The 16,462-nt window shown below is 57.3% G+C and carries 11 protein-coding genes; 7 read left to right on the forward strand and 4 right to left on the reverse strand.

The window, feature by feature from the left end:
- Positions 1 to 352: 352 nt before the first annotated feature.
- From ACA059_RS06975 to ACA059_RS06985, 3 genes are all read right to left on the reverse strand, one after another.
- A complete protein-coding gene (locus tag ACA059_RS06975; protein WP_150657174.1) occupies positions 353 to 1,603 on the reverse strand; it encodes a ribonucleotide-diphosphate reductase subunit beta in 1,251 nt (416 codons plus the stop codon).
- Between the two features lie 518 nt (positions 1,604 to 2,121).
- Positions 2,122 to 2,397 carry a hypothetical protein gene (locus ACA059_RS06980; protein WP_140895157.1) on the reverse strand — a complete coding sequence of 92 codons (276 nt, stop codon included), beginning with the start codon at positions 2,395 to 2,397 and terminating at the stop codon, positions 2,122 to 2,124.
- A gap of 188 nt (positions 2,398 to 2,585) precedes the next feature.
- On the reverse strand, positions 2,586 to 2,849 hold the full coding sequence (locus ACA059_RS06985) for a DUF2790 domain-containing protein (protein WP_038979415.1): 264 nt from the start codon (positions 2,847 to 2,849) through the stop codon (positions 2,586 to 2,588).
- Between the two features lie 413 nt (positions 2,850 to 3,262).
- On the opposite strand from ACA059_RS06985, the gene acs reads away from it, so the two are divergent.
- The 7 genes from acs to argR all read left to right on the forward strand — a co-directional run bounded on the left by acs (position 3,263) and on the right by argR (position 11,295).
- Positions 3,263 to 5,218 (forward strand): acetate--CoA ligase, encoded by a 1,956-nt coding sequence (gene acs, locus ACA059_RS06990; protein ID WP_497633218.1) that lies wholly within the window; start codon positions 3,263 to 3,265, stop codon positions 5,216 to 5,218.
- Between the two features lie 659 nt (positions 5,219 to 5,877).
- Complete coding sequence (locus ACA059_RS06995; protein ID WP_008154331.1) at positions 5,878 to 6,651, forward strand: ABC transporter substrate-binding protein; 774 nt, start codon at positions 5,878 to 5,880, stop codon at positions 6,649 to 6,651.
- 91 nt (positions 6,652 to 6,742) lie between these two features.
- A complete protein-coding gene (locus ACA059_RS07000) occupies positions 6,743 to 7,432 on the forward strand; it encodes an ABC transporter permease (protein WP_008154330.1) in 690 nt (229 codons plus the stop codon).
- Positions 7,429 to 8,127: an ABC transporter permease gene (locus tag ACA059_RS07005; protein ID WP_046045453.1), complete on the forward strand. Its 699-nt coding sequence runs from the start codon at positions 7,429 to 7,431 to the stop codon at positions 8,125 to 8,127. The genes ACA059_RS07000 and ACA059_RS07005 overlap by 4 nt, the downstream gene beginning before the upstream one ends.
- A 1-nt stretch (position 8,128) precedes the next feature.
- Positions 8,129 to 9,253 (forward strand): M14 family metallopeptidase, encoded by a 1,125-nt coding sequence (locus ACA059_RS07010; protein ID WP_497633219.1) that lies wholly within the window; start codon positions 8,129 to 8,131, stop codon positions 9,251 to 9,253.
- A gap of 27 nt (positions 9,254 to 9,280) precedes the next feature.
- A complete protein-coding gene (locus ACA059_RS07015) occupies positions 9,281 to 10,045 on the forward strand; it encodes an ABC transporter ATP-binding protein (protein WP_008154324.1) in 765 nt (254 codons plus the stop codon).
- A gap of 269 nt (positions 10,046 to 10,314) precedes the next feature.
- Entirely contained in the window at positions 10,315 to 11,295 is a 981-nt protein-coding gene (gene argR / locus ACA059_RS07020; protein ID WP_046045451.1) for a transcriptional regulator ArgR, read from the forward strand.
- A 32-nt stretch (positions 11,296 to 11,327) separates the two neighbouring features.
- On the opposite strand, the gene ACA059_RS07025 is transcribed toward argR, so the two are convergent.
- Positions 11,328 to 16,193 carry a dermonecrotic toxin domain-containing protein gene (locus tag ACA059_RS07025; RefSeq protein ID WP_497633220.1) on the reverse strand — a complete coding sequence of 1,622 codons (4,866 nt, stop codon included), beginning with the start codon at positions 16,191 to 16,193 and terminating at the stop codon, positions 11,328 to 11,330.
- Positions 16,194 to 16,462: the final 269 nt, after the last annotated feature.

The following is a 16,462-nucleotide window of genomic DNA, read 5'->3' on the forward strand; positions in this document are numbered from 1 at the left end:
GTGTGAATTTTGAGAGGGCCAAAACCCGACGTAGAGGACTTAAGGAAATCCCAACAAGCATTCTCTTCAAACACAAAGTCGTATGTCTTTTAGGCATGCGCGATCACTGTGTGATTGAGTAGCTTCCACGTTGGGCGTTTCTTAGGCACCTGCAATGAAGCTTAGAGGTGCTTTGAAAGCGCATCAATGCAGAAGCGGCTGTAAGTGCTGTAGGAGTTTTAGCGTCGTAGCGTAGGGGGTGGAAAAAAGGATTTTAATTCCCCAATAAAAAAGCCCCGATCAGATCGGGGCTTTTTATGTTTTCGATTTGTCGATTCAGATTGCAATCGTCAAATCGTGGCGAGCTTGGAAATCAATCCCAGCTAAGCGCACCACCGGTTTGGTATTCAATAACCCGAGTCTCAAAGAAATTCTTCTCTTTCTTCAAGTCCATAATCTCGCTCATCCAAGGGAACGGATTCGTAGTCCCCGGATACTCTTCCTTCAACCCAATCTGCGACAAACGACGGTTAGCGATGAACTTGAGGTAGTCCTCCATCATCGCCGCATTCATCCCCAACACCCCGCGAGGCATGGTGTCGCGCGCGTATTCAATCTCCAGCTGAGTCCCCTGCAGAATCATCTGCGAAGCTTCTTCCTTCATTTCAGCATCCCACAGGTGTGGGTTTTCGATTTTGATCTGGTTGATCACGTCGATGCCGAAGTTCAGGTGCATGGATTCGTCGCGCAGGATGTATTGGAACTGCTCGGCGACGCCGGTCATTTTGTTGCGGCGGCCCATGGAGAGGATCTGGGTGAAGCCGCAGTAGAAGAAGATGCCTTCCAGAACGCAGTAGTAGGCGATCAGGTTGCGCAGCAATTCTTTGTCGGTGTCGACGGTGCCGGTTTCGAACTTCGGATCGGAGATCGAACGGGTGTATTTGAGGCCCCAGGTGGCTTTTTTCGCGACCGATGGGATCTCGTGGTACATGTTGAAGATCTCGCCTTCATCCATGGCCAACGATTCGATGCAGTACTGGTAGGCGTGGGTGTGGATCGCCTCTTCGAACGCTTGGCGCAGGATGTACTGGCGGCATTCCGGGTTGGTGATCAGGCGGTACACGGCCAGTACCAGGTTGTTGGCAACCAGGGAGTCGGCGGTGGAGAAGAAGCCGAGGTTGCGCATCACGATGCGGCGCTCGTCGTCGGTCAGGCCTTCCGGGTCTTTCCAGAGGGCGATGTCGGCGGTCATGTTGACTTCTTGCGGCATCCAGTGGTTTGCGCAGCCGTCCAGGTACTTCTGCCAGGCCCAGTCGTACTTGAATGGCACGAGTTGGTTGAGGTCGGCGCGGCAGTTGATCATGCGCTTTTCGTCGACCGCCACACGGGCGGAGGCGCCTTCGAGTTCGGCGAGGCCTTCGGCGATGTCGAGGTTGTCCAGGGCAGCTTTTGCACGGGCGATTGCGGCGGAGTCGGACGCGGTTACAGCGCGGGCTTCTTGAGCCGCGACGCCGCCAGCGGTGTCGAGGCGGTCCATGTTGGCTTCAGTTGCGTGCCCAGCGTTGGCGCCTTTTACAACGGTTTCGCCGCTGTCTTCTTTGTCGAATTCGTCCCAGCTCAGCATGACGTGTCGTCTCCTGCGTGAGGGCCAGATGCCCGTGTGAAAACTGATAGGTTGGTTTTTCACACGACCGTACTGGCCGCGTTGGATAGCGTTTTTTGCAGCGGTACACGCAGGCAAATAAACATAATTTTGTACGGGGTTCCGAGAGCCTCTGACGGGCGCAGAAATCGATGAAGACTTCGGCGTGGGCTTCAGACTGGCTGTTATCCCTGTAAGGGAATATTGCAGGCCCGTTTAAGGCGGCATTATAGGGAAATTTTTGCGGTCGTGGTGGGGCGAATCCGCGCATGGAGCGGACGAGACGGAGGGTTTTTCGGTCGGAGCGAGGGTTTACAGGGCTTTGGCTGGATGTCGCGGGTGCAGATTTTTTTTCATAAATTGTAGCGGGCAATTTTTTTGTTCAAAAAACAGCCAAAAAATTGCATGTTTCACTACATGTTGTGTTTTGAGTCGGTTTTCGAAGGCCCTAGACACAACTAGGCCCGACCGAAGTCGGGCTGTAACGTCACGCTACATGATCAGCTGAAGCGAGCGGCACCCACGTGATCTGCGCCATCGGCAGCCAGTTTGGCAGCGCCGGTGTGATCAAAACCGTCAGAAGCGAGTTTGGCAGCGCCCGTGTGGTCGGAGCCATCGGAGGCGAAAGACGCCGAGCCGGTATGGTCGTAACCGTCAGAAGCGACAGCCGCTTGTGTGGTGTAAGTAGCCGAGCCAGTGCGGTCGTAGCCGTCAGCGGCGAAGGTGTTAGCGGCCAGGACAGAGAGGGTCAGGGCGAGGATCAGTTTGGTTTTCATGGTAGTGGCTCCAGGTTCGTTGGCGTTTTGTGCCTTGGGTGTGGAATTGATACTACGCCAGCTAATTTGATTAAAAAGCGCAAATAAACGCTTAAATCAATCGAATAAAACGATATGTAAGGTTTGGCGCTTCATCTGCCTTAATAGCGGGCGGGTGGGTCGAACCTTGGGAGAGTGAGAGCGGGTGATTAGCCGTTAGAGCAGCCGTTACCCATAACGCTGTAGCGCAGAATGTGGCGTTGACCTTTGGAGTCGTCGTATTCCATTTTCGCCGGAACAACTTCGCAGACGTTCGGGATTTCGCTCATGGAGATAACTTTGGCGATGTCCAAGTGAGTGGAGTAAGTGTATTCCTCGATGGCGGGTTGCTGCTGCGCGACATCAGTCGGGACCTCGTCTGCCATGGCGGTTGCGCACAGGCTGCTGAGGGCCAGAACTAATAAAGCTTTCATTTCAGATTTACCTTTTAGAGGTCGAATGGGGTCACGCAACCTTTTTGGGGTTGCGTGTAGAACTTAAGTACTGGTTTTGGATTAACTGCCTTCGTGGGGGCTGCAACTTGGTTAATCACGTTGCCTGGTTGGCGAGGCTGATTTTAGGCGTGGGGTTTACATTCATATAGGCGTGCTTTTGATAAACACTATTGGCAGATCCTGTAACAATCCTCGAAAAGCGACCTTTGGCTCGCTGATGAAGCCAATTTAATAAATGCCCAAAGCCCCTGAAATCACCGCCCTTGAGCGTGTTGGAGAGGTATAGCTACATTTTGTAGGGGCTTGTTACTACCATCGTCGAATGGTTCTATAGGCCCGGCCCGGCTACAACTGGGTCATACAAAAACAACTATTCCACCGAGGTAACAAAGATGAGTGCGGCTTCTCTGTATCCCGTTCGTCCCGAGGTTCTGGCTAACACGCTGACTGATGAGGCGACCTACAAGGCCATGTACCAGCAGTCCGTCGTTAACCCGGACGGCTTCTGGCGCGAGCAAGCCAAGCGCCTCGACTGGATCAAGCCTTTCACCACGGTGAAACAGACTTCTTTCGACGATCACCATGTCGACATCAAATGGTTCGCCGACGGCACCCTGAACGTTTCCTACAACTGCCTCGACCGTCATCTGGCCGAGCGCGGCGATCAAGTCGCGATCATTTGGGAAGGGGATGACCCTGCCGAAAGCCGCAACATCACCTACCGCGAGCTGCACGAACAAGTCTGCAAGTTCGCCAACGCCCTGCGCGGCCAGGATGTGCACCGCGGCGACGTGGTGACTATCTATATGCCGATGATCCCCGAAGCCGTGGTCGCCATGCTGGCGTGTACCCGGATCGGCGCGATTCACTCGGTGGTGTTCGGCGGTTTCTCGCCGGAAGCCCTGGCGGGTCGGATCATCGACTGCAAATCCAAAGTGGTGATCACCGCTGATGAAGGCGTTCGTGCCGGCAAGAAGATCCCGCTCAAGACCAACGTCGACGATGCGCTGACCAACCCGGAAACCAACAGCATTCAGAAAGTCATCGTGTGCAAGCGCACCGGTGGCAACATCAAGTGGAACCAGCATCGCGACATCTGGTACGAAGACCTGATGAAGGTGGCAGGCAGTGTCTGCGCGCCGAAAGAGATGGGCGCTGAAGAAGCGCTGTTCATCCTTTATACCTCCGGCTCGACCGGCAAGCCGAAGGGCGTGCAGCACACCACCGCCGGTTATCTGTTGTACGCGGCGATGACTCACGAACGCGTGTTCGATTACCGTCCGGGCGAAGTCTACTGGTGCACCGCCGACGTCGGCTGGGTCACCGGCCACAGTTACATCGTCTACGGCCCGCTGGCCAATGGCGCGACCACGCTGCTGTTCGAAGGCGTGCCGAACTACCCGGATATCACCCGGGTGGCGAAAATCGTCGACAAGCATAAGGTCAACATCCTCTACACCGCCCCCACCGCCATCCGCGCGATGATGGCGTCGGGCAAGGCCGCCGTTGAAGGCGCCGATGGCAGCAGCCTGCGTCTGTTGGGTTCGGTCGGTGAGCCGATCAACCCGGAAGCGTGGGACTGGTACTACAAGAACGTCGGCCAGTCCCGTTGCCCGATCGTCGACACCTGGTGGCAGACCGAAACGGGCGGCAACATGATGAGCCCGCTGCCGGGTGCGCACGCGCTCAAGCCGGGTTCTGCTGCACGTCCGTTCTTCGGCGTGGTGCCGGCATTGGTGGACAACCTGGGCAACATCATCGAAGGCGTTGCCGAGGGCAACCTGGTGATTCTCGATTCGTGGCCAGGCCAGGCGCGGACGCTGTATGGCGACCATGACCGTTTCGTCGATACCTACTTCAAGACGTTCCGCGGCATGTACTTCACCGGTGACGGTGCGCGTCGTGACGAAGACGGCTACTACTGGATTACCGGTCGCGTGGATGACGTGCTCAACGTGTCCGGTCACCGCATGGGGACCGCCGAGATCGAAAGCGCGATGGTCGCCCACCCGAAAGTCGCCGAAGCAGCCGTGGTCGGTGTTCCGCACGACATCAAAGGGCAGGGCATCTATGTCTATGTCACTTTGATCGGTGGCGAAGAGCCGAGCGAGCAACTGCGTCTGGAGCTGAAAAACTGGGTGCGCAAGGAGATCGGCCCGATTGCTTCGCCGGATGTCATCCAGTGGGCGCCGGGTCTGCCGAAAACGCGTTCGGGCAAAATCATGCGCCGGATTCTGCGCAAGATTGCCACGGCCGAATACGATGGGTTGGGGGATATCTCCACTCTGGCGGATCCTGGTGTGGTGCAGCATTTGATTGATGAACACAAGATCATGAATGTTGCGTAAGTAGAGGTTCTTGAGTCATCGAAGCCCCGTCAGGTGTTGAGCCTGGTGGGGCTTTTTGTTGGAAGATCAAAAGATCGCAGCCTCGTTTCACTCGACAGCTCCTACAGGGGGGGGGCGATCCGTGTAGGAGCTGTCGAGTGAAACGAGGCTGCGATCTTTTGATGTTGATCTCTAACCAATATTTATCGGCTCACCCGTAGGACCCTTCCCACTGTTACCCACGACCGTTCAAGTTACTGAATGTGTAACCGCGCGCACGGATGCGGGGCATTGGGAAACGCAAAGCCCCATCATCGGGTCGCTCCAACCCCAATAAAAAATAAGACCCAACGCTATGCTTGCCGGATTAGAAGGGTTTGCCAATAATAGGCCCGCAATTTGCAGCATAGATCGGTTCACTGTCTTTTGCTCTTGCATGAATTTGCAAGGCTGTCAACGCGTCCAAGCGGCTTTCTCGGTGCTTCTGTAATTAGTTGTCGCATTGAAGAAATATCGGCTTCGGGCCTGTCGTTAGAATGCCGATCACTCGCTCGTTGTTGCTCGCGTTGAAAAAAGCGCGCGATACCTACGACGCAGCACCGCTTTGCGGTTCCACTCATTCGCATATTGGGCTATCGCTCACTCTGCCGTTTTTAGCCCTTTACCGATGGAGTCCCAAGATGAAGAAACTCGTGCTGCTTGGCGCCCTGGCACTGTCCGTGCTGTCCCTGCCGACTTTCGCCGATGAAAAGCCTCTGAAAATTGGTATCGAAGCGGCTTACCCTCCGTTCGCTTCCAAAGCGCCGGACGGCAGCATCGTTGGTTTCGACTACGACATCGGCAACGCTCTGTGCGAAGAGATGAAGGTCAAGTGCGTTTGGGTCGAGCAAGAGTTCGACGGTCTGATCCCGGCACTCAAAGTGCGCAAGATCGATGCGATCCTGTCGTCCATGTCGATCACTGAAGACCGCAAGAAGTCCGTGGACTTCACCAATAAGTACTACAACACTCCGGCTCGCCTGGTCATGAAGGCCGGCACTCCAGTCAGCGACAGCCTGGCTGAGCTCAAGGGCAAGAACATCGGCGTGCAACGTGGTTCGATCCACGAGCGTTTCGCCCGTGAAGTCCTGGCCCCGCTGGGTGCCGAGATCAAGCCTTACGGTTCGCAGAACGAAATTTACCTCGACGTCGCAGCTGGCCGCCTCGACGGCACCGTGGCAGACGCTACGCTGCTGGATGACGGTTTCCTGAAAACCGACGCTGGCAAAGGTTTCGCCTTCGTCGGCCCAGCCTTCACCGACGTCAAATACTTCGGCGACGGCGTGGGTATCGCGGTTCGCAAGGGTGACGCGCTGAAAGACAAGATCAACACCGCGATCACCGCCATTCGCGAGAACGGCAAGTACAAGCAAATCCAGGACAAGTATTTCGCCTTCGATATCTACGGCAAGTAACACGTCCCGGCGACAAGTCCGAAATGGCGCAAGCAACAGGATCTCTGAGGTTTGCGCCATTTTTTCATCCCCCTTTTCGAGGACCTGAATCATGTTGAAAGGCTACGGGGCTGTCATCCTCGATGGCGCATGGCTGACGCTTCAGCTCGCCTTGTCGTCCATGGTCTTGGCCATTGTTCTGGGTCTGATCGGCGTTGCGCTGCGTCTGTCCCCGATTCGCTGGCTGGCCTGGCTGGGCGACCTGTATTCCACGGTGATCCGCGGTATTCCCGACCTGGTGCTGATCCTGCTGATTTTCTACGGTGGTCAGGACCTGCTCAATCGCGTCGCGCCGATGCTCGGTTTTGACGACTACATCGATCTGAACCCGTTGGCCGCCGGTATCGGCACCCTGGGCTTCATCTTCGGTGCGTACCTGTCGGAAACCTTCCGTGGTGCCTTCATGGCGATCCCGAAAGGTCAGGCAGAAGCCGGAATGGCGTACGGCATGAGCAGTTTTCAGGTGTTCTTCCGGGTGTTGGTGCCACAGATGATTCGTCTGGCGATTCCGGGTTTCACCAACAACTGGCTGGTACTGACCAAGGCCACCGCGCTGATTTCGGTGGTAGGTCTGCAAGACATGATGTTCAAGGCCAAGCAGGCGGCAGATGCCACCCGCGAGCCTTTCACCTTCTTCCTCGCAGTGGCGGCAATGTACCTGGTGATCACCAGCGTCTCGTTGCTGGCATTGCGTCACCTTGAGAAGCGCTACTCGGTAGGCGTAAGGGCGGCTGATCTATGATCTTCGACTACAACGTCATTTGGGAGGCCCTGCCGCTGTACTTCGGCGGCCTGGTGACCACCCTCAAATTGCTCGCGCTGTCGCTGTTCTTCGGCCTGCTGTGCGCGTTGCCGCTGGGCTTGATGCGTGTCTCGAAAAACGCGGCCGTCAACATGAGCGCCTGGCTCTACACCTACGTGATCCGCGGCACACCGATGCTGGTGCAGCTGTTTTTGATCTACTACGGTCTGGCGCAGTTCGAAGCGGTGCGTGAAAGCTTCCTCTGGCCGTGGCTGTCCAGCGCCACGTTCTGTGCGTGCCTGGCCTTCGCGATCAACACCAGCGCCTACACCGCTGAAATCATCGCCGGCAGCCTGCGGGCCACGCCGAACGGTGAGATCGAAGCGGCCAAGGCGATGGGCATGTCGCGCTACAAATTGTACAAGCGCATCCTGCTGCCGTCGGCCTTGCGCCGGGCACTGCCGCAGTACAGCAACGAAGTGATCATGATGCTGCAGACCACCAGTCTGGCGTCCATCGTGACCCTGATCGACATCACCGGTGCCGCGCGCACGGTTAACGCGCAGTTCTACTTGCCGTTCGAAGCCTACATCACCGCCGGTGTGTTCTACCTGTGCCTGACGTTCATTCTGGTGCGGATGTTCAAACTGGCCGAGCGCCGCTGGCTGGGCTATCTGGCCCCGCGGAAGCACTGATATGGAACGCATCGATCATTCATTGCCGTGGAGCCACCTGGGCAGCGAACGCCAGATTTCGGTGTTCTGTTTCGGTAATAGGGAGCGCAGTGGCGGGCGCAAGGCCTACATTCAGGCCAGCCTGCACGCCGATGAATTGCCGGGCATGCGTACGGCTTGGGAGCTGAAAAAGCGCCTGACCGAACTCGAAGCCCAAGGCTTGCTCAACGGCGTGATCGAACTGGTGCCAGTGGCCAATCCACTGGGCCTCGGCCAACTGCTTCAGGGCAATCATCAAGGGCGTTTTGAGGCGGGCAGCGGCAAGAATTTCAACCGGGATTTCGTCGAGCTGAGCGCGCCAGTGGCCGCCGAGCTGGAAGGGCACCTGGGTGATGATCCGCACGCCAATATTCAGCTGATCCGTCAGGCCATGAGCGATGTGCTCGCCGCATTGCCGCCAGCCGCCAGTCAGTTGCAAGGCATGCAGCGCATTTTGCTCAGCCATGCCTGCACCGCTGACGTGGTGCTGGATCTGCATTGCGATGCCGAAGCGGCGCTGCACATGTACGCCTTGCCGCAACACTGGCCGCAATGGCGTTCGTTGGCCGCGCACCTGGACGTGAAGGTGGGGTTGTTGGCGGAAGATTCCGGCGGCAGCTCCTTTGACGAAGCCTGTTCGCTGCCATGGTTGCGTCTGTCGCGTCAGTTTCCTGATGCGCAGATTCCCTTGGCCTGCCTGGCAACTACCATTGAATTAGGTGGTCAGGCCGATACCGGTCGCGCTGAAGCCTGCGCTTACGCCGAAGGCATTCTGGCGTTCCTCGCCGAGCAAGGCCTGATCAGCGGCGAATGGCCAAAACCTGCGCAAGATGCTTGCGAAGGCATGCCGTTCGAAGGCACCGAATTACTGTTTGCGCCACACCCTGGCGTGATCAGTTTCTTGCGTAAACCCGGTGAATGGATTGAAGCCGGCGATGAGATTTTCGAAGTGATCGATCCGTTATCGGATCGGGTCAGCACGGTGTGTGCTGGTACGTCCGGGGTGCTGTTTGCCATTGAACGGCTGCGTTATGCCCAACCCGGTTTCTGGCTGGCCAAGGTGGCGGGGCGCGAAGCGCTGCGTCACGGGCGCTTGCTCAACGACTGACTGACTGTTTTTGTGAGAACCGACCGCATGTACAAACTTGAAGTCCAAGACCTGCATAAACGCTATGGCAGTCACGAAGTGCTCAAGGGCGTGTCCCTGAAAGCGGCGGCTGGCGATGTGATCAGCATCATCGGCTCCAGTGGCTCCGGCAAAAGTACCTTCCTGCGTTGCATCAACCTGCTGGAGCAGCCGCACGCGGGCAAGATTCTGCTCAACAACGAAGAGCTGAAACTGGTCGCCAACAAGGACGGCGCGCTGAAGGCGGCCGACCCGAAACAGCTGCAACGCATGCGTTCGCGCCTGTCGATGGTGTTCCAGCATTTCAACCTGTGGTCGCACATGACCGCGCTGGAAAACATCATGGAAGCGCCGGTCCACGTGCTCGGCATGTCCAAGGCCGAAGCCCGCGAGAAGGCTGAGCACTACCTGAACAAAGTCGGTGTGGCGCATCGTAAAGACGCTTACCCGGGCCACATGTCCGGTGGCGAGCAGCAGCGTGTGGCGATTGCCCGTGCGCTGGCGATGGAACCTGAGGTGATGCTGTTCGACGAACCGACGTCGGCGCTCGACCCGGAGCTGGTCGGCGACGTGCTGAAAGTCATGCAGGCACTGGCGCTGGAAGGCCGGACCATGGTGGTGGTGACGCACGAAATGGGCTTCGCCCGTGAAGTGTCGAACCAGCTGGTGTTCCTGCACAAAGGTGTCGTCGAAGAAAGCGGCAACCCGCGTGAGGTGCTGGTCAACCCACAGTCCGAACGTCTGCAACAATTCCTCTCGGGCAGCCTGAAGTAAACCGAACTCCCGTTGCGCACCGGGATAGTGCATGCTTCGCAATCTAGAGGCTGGCCCCGATCCCCTGTAGGAGCTGCCGAAGGCTGCGATCTTTTGATCTTGATTGTTCAAATCAAAAGATCGCAGCCTCGTTTTACTCGACAGCTCCTACAGGGAGGGCGACAAGCCCGCTCCCACATTTGATCGTTGTTGGTTTTGAGATTTGCGTTCATTTACGGGCTAGCATTGGCCCATGCCTTCATCACTGTTTTCGTTTCGGATTGCCCGCTATGACTGCCCATCGAATTGGTTTCCTGATTTGGCCCAGCACTAAAGCACTGACGCTTGCGCTGGCTGAGGAGGCCTTGCGTGTTGCCCAGCGTGTGCATCCGGACGTTGTCTACGAACTGTCGTTTTTGCAGGCCGAACCGCCGACCGAAGGCGCCTGGCAATTGCCGGGTGAGCCGTGGGCCGGCAAGCTCGAAAACTTCCAGAAACTGTTCCTGCTCGCCGATGAGCCGCCGACCACGCTCGCGCCGGCGCTCAGCAGTGCGCTGAAACAATTGGTGCGTGCTGGCTGCGTGATTGGCGGTTTGTCTGCCGGTGTTTACCCGTTGGCCCAGCTGGGTTTGCTCGACGGTTATCGCGCTGCCGTGCATTGGCGCTGGCAGGACGATTTCACCGAGCGCTTCCCGAAGGTCATTGCCACCAGTCATTTGTTCGACTGGGATCGTGATCGTCTGACCGCGTGCGGCGGCCTGTCGGTACTCGACTTGCTGCTGGCCGTGCTGGCCCGCGACCACGGCGCCGAACTGGCCGGTGCGGTATCCGAAGAGCTGGTGGTCGAGCGCATCCGCGAGGGTGGCGAGCGCCAGCGCATTCCGCTGCAGAACCGTCTCGGTTCCAGCCATCCGAAGCTCACCCAAGCGGTGTTGCTGATGGAAGCCAACATCGAAGAGCCGCTGACCACTGACGAAATCGCCCAGCACGTGTGCGTGTCCCGTCGGCAGCTGGAGCGGATCTTCAAGCAATACCTCAACCGTGTGCCGAGCCAGTATTACCTGGAACTGCGCCTGAACAAGGCCCGGCAAATGTTGATGCAAACCAGCAAGTCGATCATCCAGATCGGCCTGTCGTGTGGCTTCTCCTCGGGGCCGCATTTCTCCAGCGCCTACCGCAACTTCTTCGGTGCCACGCCGCGGGAAGATCGCAACCAGCGGCGCAGCAGCAGCCCGTTCGAGTTGTCGTCGGTGCCCTCGGAGCGTGGGTGACAGAGCAGCCACGCCACCTGCTGAAGGTTGATTTATTCCTCCATGTCGGAGCCTTCAGAAGTCGAGATATTCATCTCTCCTCGATTGATCACCTCTTCCACGCCAAAGTCCATGCCCGTGAGCTCGAAGTAACCGATCAGCCGTAGCAGGCTCTCTTCGGAAAACCGATTACCTCGAAAACTGATGTTTTCAGCGACTTCCACCGGCAGTTCCAGCACATCGCTGGGGACTTCGGTGATGGCGTTGCCACTGAGGTCGGCCCAGTCCAGCTCTGTCATTTGCAGCAGGCCGTGCGGTATTTCGGTGATACCGGTGTCATTCAGCAGTACGGTAGCGAGCTCCATCATCTGACTCAGGTCAGGCGTTTGTCCCAGGGGGTTGTGGGCCAGATCGAGATAATCGAGCTGTTCCATTCCCGCCAGCGCACTTGCCGATTCCGCTGACAGTCTGACGCGACACTCAGGGAGCGACAGCGACCGCAGTTGACCCATCTTGAACACAGCATCGGGAATGTTGCCCAGATTACAGTCGCGAAGCTTGAGGCTTTTGAGGTTGGGGAAAGACTCCAGAAAATGCCCGGCGCGGGTCACTCCGTCGGCGCTGCGTAACTCCAGCGATGTCACATGACTGAAGTCGGCGTTCAGGGTAGGCAGGTCGCCGTTGATGCGGGATTCGAAAACGAGTTCATAGGTGGGCTCCAGCGCCTCATTGAAATCATCCAGTTCGCTTTCATGCCGCCAGCACTGCTCCAGTGTCTGTTTGAACTGGTCGCGGTTCATGTGCTCGACAAGCTGTTGTTGGGCGGTGAACGGTGCGCCCGTCAACGGGTGTTGGGCCGGAAGGTTGGCGGTCCATGCCGCCAAGTCGTTGCTCAGCTGTGCCAACTCCGCCTCAAGGTTTGCCAGCTCGATTCGGCCGTCTGCCAGTGTGCCTGCCAGTTCATAGACAAACTCGCTCGCCTGTTCGACCTCCAGGCTCGGGTACAGCGCCATGACTCGGTTGATATCTGCCTCGGGGGCATAGATACCCAAGTCGTATGAGCTGTCGAAGTAGTGATGCTTGATCAGTTGTCGGGCGTTGTCCGAGAGCGGATTGTGCGTCAGGTGTATTGCTTGTTTGGTGTACACCGGGCTTTCGAATAATTGCGAAGGCAGCTCACTGATCCTGTTGTGTAGCAGCTTGGCGGTATCAAGTTTGGGGTGGCGAATTACGCTGTCGGGAATGTCGGTCAGGCCGGTACGGCTCAGGTCCAGGTGAACAAGCTCAGGCATGGATTCGACACTGGGCACCATAGTGAACGGGTTCTGGTACAGATCCAGCAAGACCAGCTTGTTCAATGAAGAAAGTTTCGCCCAGTTGGCTGCATCGAACCTGATTGCGCAATCGCTTAACACCAGCGCATCAAGGTCCGTCATTCGAGGAATGGCCTCGGGGAGGGAGGTCAGGGAAAAGCGTTTTAAATCGAGGCGGCGCAAGCTGGTGAAGCGCTGAAGAAACTCGGGAACACCCTGCACAGCATGACTGCCTTCAAGGGACAGCAATGACACATGGGGGAAATCGGCCGTCAGCGTCGGTAGATCGCCAAGAATGGGCTCGGCAAATTTGAGTGCATAGCGCGGCGTGTCATCCGGGCCATTGAAGTCCTGCTCTGATTGTCGGCGCCAGGTTCGCTGGATTTCCTGGGCCAGCAGCCTGCGATTGTGTCGAGCGACCTGCCGTTCCAATTCGTTCAAGGAGGCTCGGGTTTGCGGGTGAACAGTGGGCGAGTCATTTATCCAGGTGTTCAGGTCCTGCTGCAGTCGCGAGAGCTCGCTGGACAGGCGTGAGAGCGCCATGCGAGCGCCGTCGGGATGCGTTTGTAACTGGAGAACAACAGACTGGAGTTCCTCCTCGGAAAGGCTGGGGTAAACCTCGCGAACACGGTCGTTGAGGGACGGCGTCGGGAAGTAACTGCGCCGGTATCCATCCGAGCCGCCAGGCAAGCGCATGGTCGTCGGGTCGTAGAACGGTTTTCGATTGGGATTTTTTGCGAACAGCTTGCGTAGTGCCGGTTGGTCCAGGGCATGTTCGGTGATGTGTTGTTTGAGTGTCTGAGCATCAGTGATCGATGGGCTCAATGCATTACGCTGTGCTTGCGGCAACGCTTGAAAGAGTCCCTGATAAAAATCACCGGGCGCCGATTCATTGTCTTGATAAACCTGATAGGTACCGTCTTCGGCGCGCACCAGTGTTTTCAGGATTGGCGCATCGACCTGACCAATGCTGTCGCGCACAAGACCGTCATGGGCGTAATCCCTCACTTCAATACGCAGCTCGGCGGGAAAACCGGGCAGCGAATTCAGGCTTTGCAAGGCCAGTCGGTGGGTGTCGGTGTTGTCCAGAATGTCGGAATAAAGGCCTTCACAGGCTCGGGTTGCGCGTACGGCCTCCATGGCTTTTAGTGCTGCCTCCTTGAGCCGTTGGGGCGCGCGACCGTTGTGCAGCTGGCGTAATTCGGTCCCGGTTGCATTGCTCACCAGCTCTTGCGCGACATCGGTCGGCAATCCATGCACGTCGTCGAGCAGTCGCTGAGGGGGCTGATCATTGGTTTTTTCCTGTGCTCGATAGCGTGTCTCGAACAGCGATTTGTCGTGCTTTCGGGCGAGTTCGGCCGTTAGTTTTCTGAAGGCTCGCGTTTGGGTTTCCGGTGCCGGCATTGGCGTGTCGACAGGCCAATCGTCGTAGCTGGTCAGCAATTGATGTTGCAGGATCAGATCGGCCTTGCGATAGCGCTCGGGTTGGTCGCTGCCGATCTGTTCGATAAAGGTTTCGATGTCCCGGTTGATCCTGAAGCGCTTGATCGTGTCTGTCAGCAACGAAGGCGGGCGATAATGTTCGACATGCATTTCGCGCATTACGTTGTCGTGGTAACCGCTGACCCGCAGGATCTGTTCGCGCTCGGCACTGGTGAACGACTCGACGCTATGGCCGAGGCGGCGCATGACCTTTTCCCGGTCCCAGTTCAGCGGTTGCTCCAGTTCTGTGTGCCAGGCGCCGTGGTTGTTATGCAGCAGAGGTGGCTGATAAGCATCGGTTCGGTTCGGATGCTCAATCTGAAACGTGCCTGGCACGCGGGCGGGCTTCACGCCATACAGTTTTCCCTCCAGTGGCAGCAGCGTCTTGCCCTCGTTTTGATAGAGACCGAGATGATCGGGCTTTGCTCCTTCGGGCAAAATGAGTGCTTGTTCGTAAGGCTTGAGATCCGGCTTCCAGTAGCGGGTTTTTCCTTCGGGCGTTGTGATGGGTTTGAGTGGGTCGACAAGCGCAATAGCTTCAGGAGGGAGCAGACGGCTGAGGGTCCGGGCCGCGATGGCGCCGCCCACCGCAAATGTCCCCACCTGAACCACCGTTTCGACGAACGTCATCAGATGCCCGAACGCTTCTGTTTTCAGCCCTTCAGCCAGGTCCACGATGCCTTCGAAGGTTTCGTCGAGTAACTGGTAGGCCATGTAGCCCAGCATCAGTTCGCCAAGAAACGGGACGAACGGCAGCGCAACGAACGTCGCGATTTCAGGGATTGTCGAGGCCACTTTGCTGAAGGCATTCCACAATGCCCATCGCGCGTTGCTGTCGGCAGTGGCGGTGGAGACGGCGAGCGTGCTTGCATCGTTGAGGATCTTGTTCAGCTGTCGCTGATAGAGATGGTTCCACAGGTCTGCTCTGAACGGGATCGCCGAAAACCGCAAATCAGGCTTGTCGATGGGCGTTTCGCGCCAGCTCGGCAGTGGGTCGCCCTGTCGGCGTTGATGCCAGGTCGCTCTCTGGAGGCGACGGTTGAGGTCCGCGAAAAAATGTCCTCTTTCCTTGTGGTCGACGAAACGACTGAAGAACGTTTGATAAGCGGGCGAGCGCAGTTTGCGGGTCAGCTCGGCCATGAACGCCAATGTGTTCGGGTATTCCTTGAGAGGCTGCTCTGGATCATCGGGAATGTAGGCAATGATCCGTGTTGCCGTGCGTGCGCGCTCCAGGCTCGCCGCGAAAATGACAATTCCGGTCAGCGAGGAGGACATCATTGTCAGGTCGTGACCATACAGCGGCTGCCCATCCAGTCGAGCACCCGAACGCCCTTCCAGAATGCGCAGGATCGAGAGATGGGCATCCGCTGGAATATCCTTTCGGATTTGCGCCATCTGCAGCGCAGATTTGAGTGCTGTTTTGTGCGAGCCGATCACCTTCGATTTCAACACCGCGCCGGCCACCGGGTTGGACGGTCCCAGATTGTCTTTGAGGTAAGCGTTGTACCGGGCGCCGATATCCAGTTCCCGGCATAACCGGGTAAAGGCCGGGATAGTGAGCTTTTTCTTGACCGCCGGCAGCGTATCGAACTGTCCTGTGGGCGAAGGTTTGGTGATGAACGTCGAGGCTGGCTCGTAAGCCCCTGCCGCTGTTTCCGATTCCTGAAAGTTATGCAGGGCGGCGTCGAGCATCGACACGGTCCAGGTGCGCGCGGCGCCAGTCTTGATTCCGAAAAGCGGCACGGTTTGAGGGATGTACAGGCGCAGGAAGGTGGTTTTGACGTCCAGATCCAGGTCAAACCGGGTTTTCAGGGCGTCGTTCAGCAGCGGTTCGGCAAAGGCTTGTGCGCTTTGCAGCTTCGACAGCATTGAGTCCAGACGATTTCGATGGGTCCAGTGTTCCTGACTGATCTTTTTCAGCGACTGGTGCTGCTGGGGTGTTGCGGTGCCATGCCAGTCCGGCGTCATAAACGTGGCGTTCTTGAGAGCTCGGTGTGTACTGGACGATGCTTCTAATACCCAGGCTGGCAGATTGTTGAACAGGTGATGGTAGTGATCGTCCGGTTGCGTAGCGGATTCACTGCCTCCAGTAGTGGAAAGGCGATCGTTCTCGTATTGGCTCATGCGCTATTCCCTTAGCGTTTTGGATGAGCCGCCAGCAAAACAGACGATGATCGGTTCCGTGCGGTACATATTTACCGCACTGCTCGACAAGCCTGCCTATAACCTGTCCCGGCGGTTTAAACTGCGCCTTTGCGACCCTATATGTCGCATTGCCGTAAACCCGGCTGAAACCGGGGTTTGCGCTATAAGAAGTTGTCGCTTGGCGGCAAGGCCGGGCTGAAAACTGTCCTTACAATCCCCCCATCGCTCGCCAGTTTCAGGCGAGTGTT

The sequence above is a fragment of the Pseudomonas sp. LBUM1647 genome (assembly GCF_059716175.1).

Excerpts from the sequence above, each read along its gene's own strand:
- ACA059_RS06975 (WP_150657174.1), bottom strand. The coding sequence starts at position 1,603 with ATGCTGAGCTGGGACGAATTCGACAAAGAAGACAGCGGCGAAACCGTT.
- ACA059_RS06980 (WP_140895157.1), bottom strand. The coding sequence starts at position 2,397 with ATGAAAACCAAACTGATCCTCGCCCTGACCCTCTCTGTCCTGGCCGCT.
- ACA059_RS06985 (WP_038979415.1), bottom strand. The coding sequence starts at position 2,849 with ATGAAAGCTTTATTAGTTCTGGCCCTCAGCAGCCTGTGCGCAACCGCC.
- acs (WP_497633218.1), top strand. The coding sequence starts at position 3,263 with ATGAGTGCGGCTTCTCTGTATCCCGTTCGTCCCGAGGTTCTGGCTAAC.
- ACA059_RS06995 (WP_008154331.1), top strand. The coding sequence starts at position 5,878 with ATGAAGAAACTCGTGCTGCTTGGCGCCCTGGCACTGTCCGTGCTGTCC.
- ACA059_RS07000 (WP_008154330.1), top strand. The coding sequence starts at position 6,743 with ATGTTGAAAGGCTACGGGGCTGTCATCCTCGATGGCGCATGGCTGACG.
- ACA059_RS07005 (WP_046045453.1), top strand. The coding sequence starts at position 7,429 with ATGATCTTCGACTACAACGTCATTTGGGAGGCCCTGCCGCTGTACTTC.
- ACA059_RS07010 (WP_497633219.1), top strand. The coding sequence starts at position 8,129 with ATGGAACGCATCGATCATTCATTGCCGTGGAGCCACCTGGGCAGCGAA.
- ACA059_RS07015 (WP_008154324.1), top strand. The coding sequence starts at position 9,281 with ATGTACAAACTTGAAGTCCAAGACCTGCATAAACGCTATGGCAGTCAC.
- argR (WP_046045451.1), top strand. The coding sequence starts at position 10,315 with ATGACTGCCCATCGAATTGGTTTCCTGATTTGGCCCAGCACTAAAGCA.
- ACA059_RS07025 (WP_497633220.1), bottom strand. The coding sequence starts at position 16,193 with ATGAGCCAATACGAGAACGATCGCCTTTCCACTACTGGAGGCAGTGAA.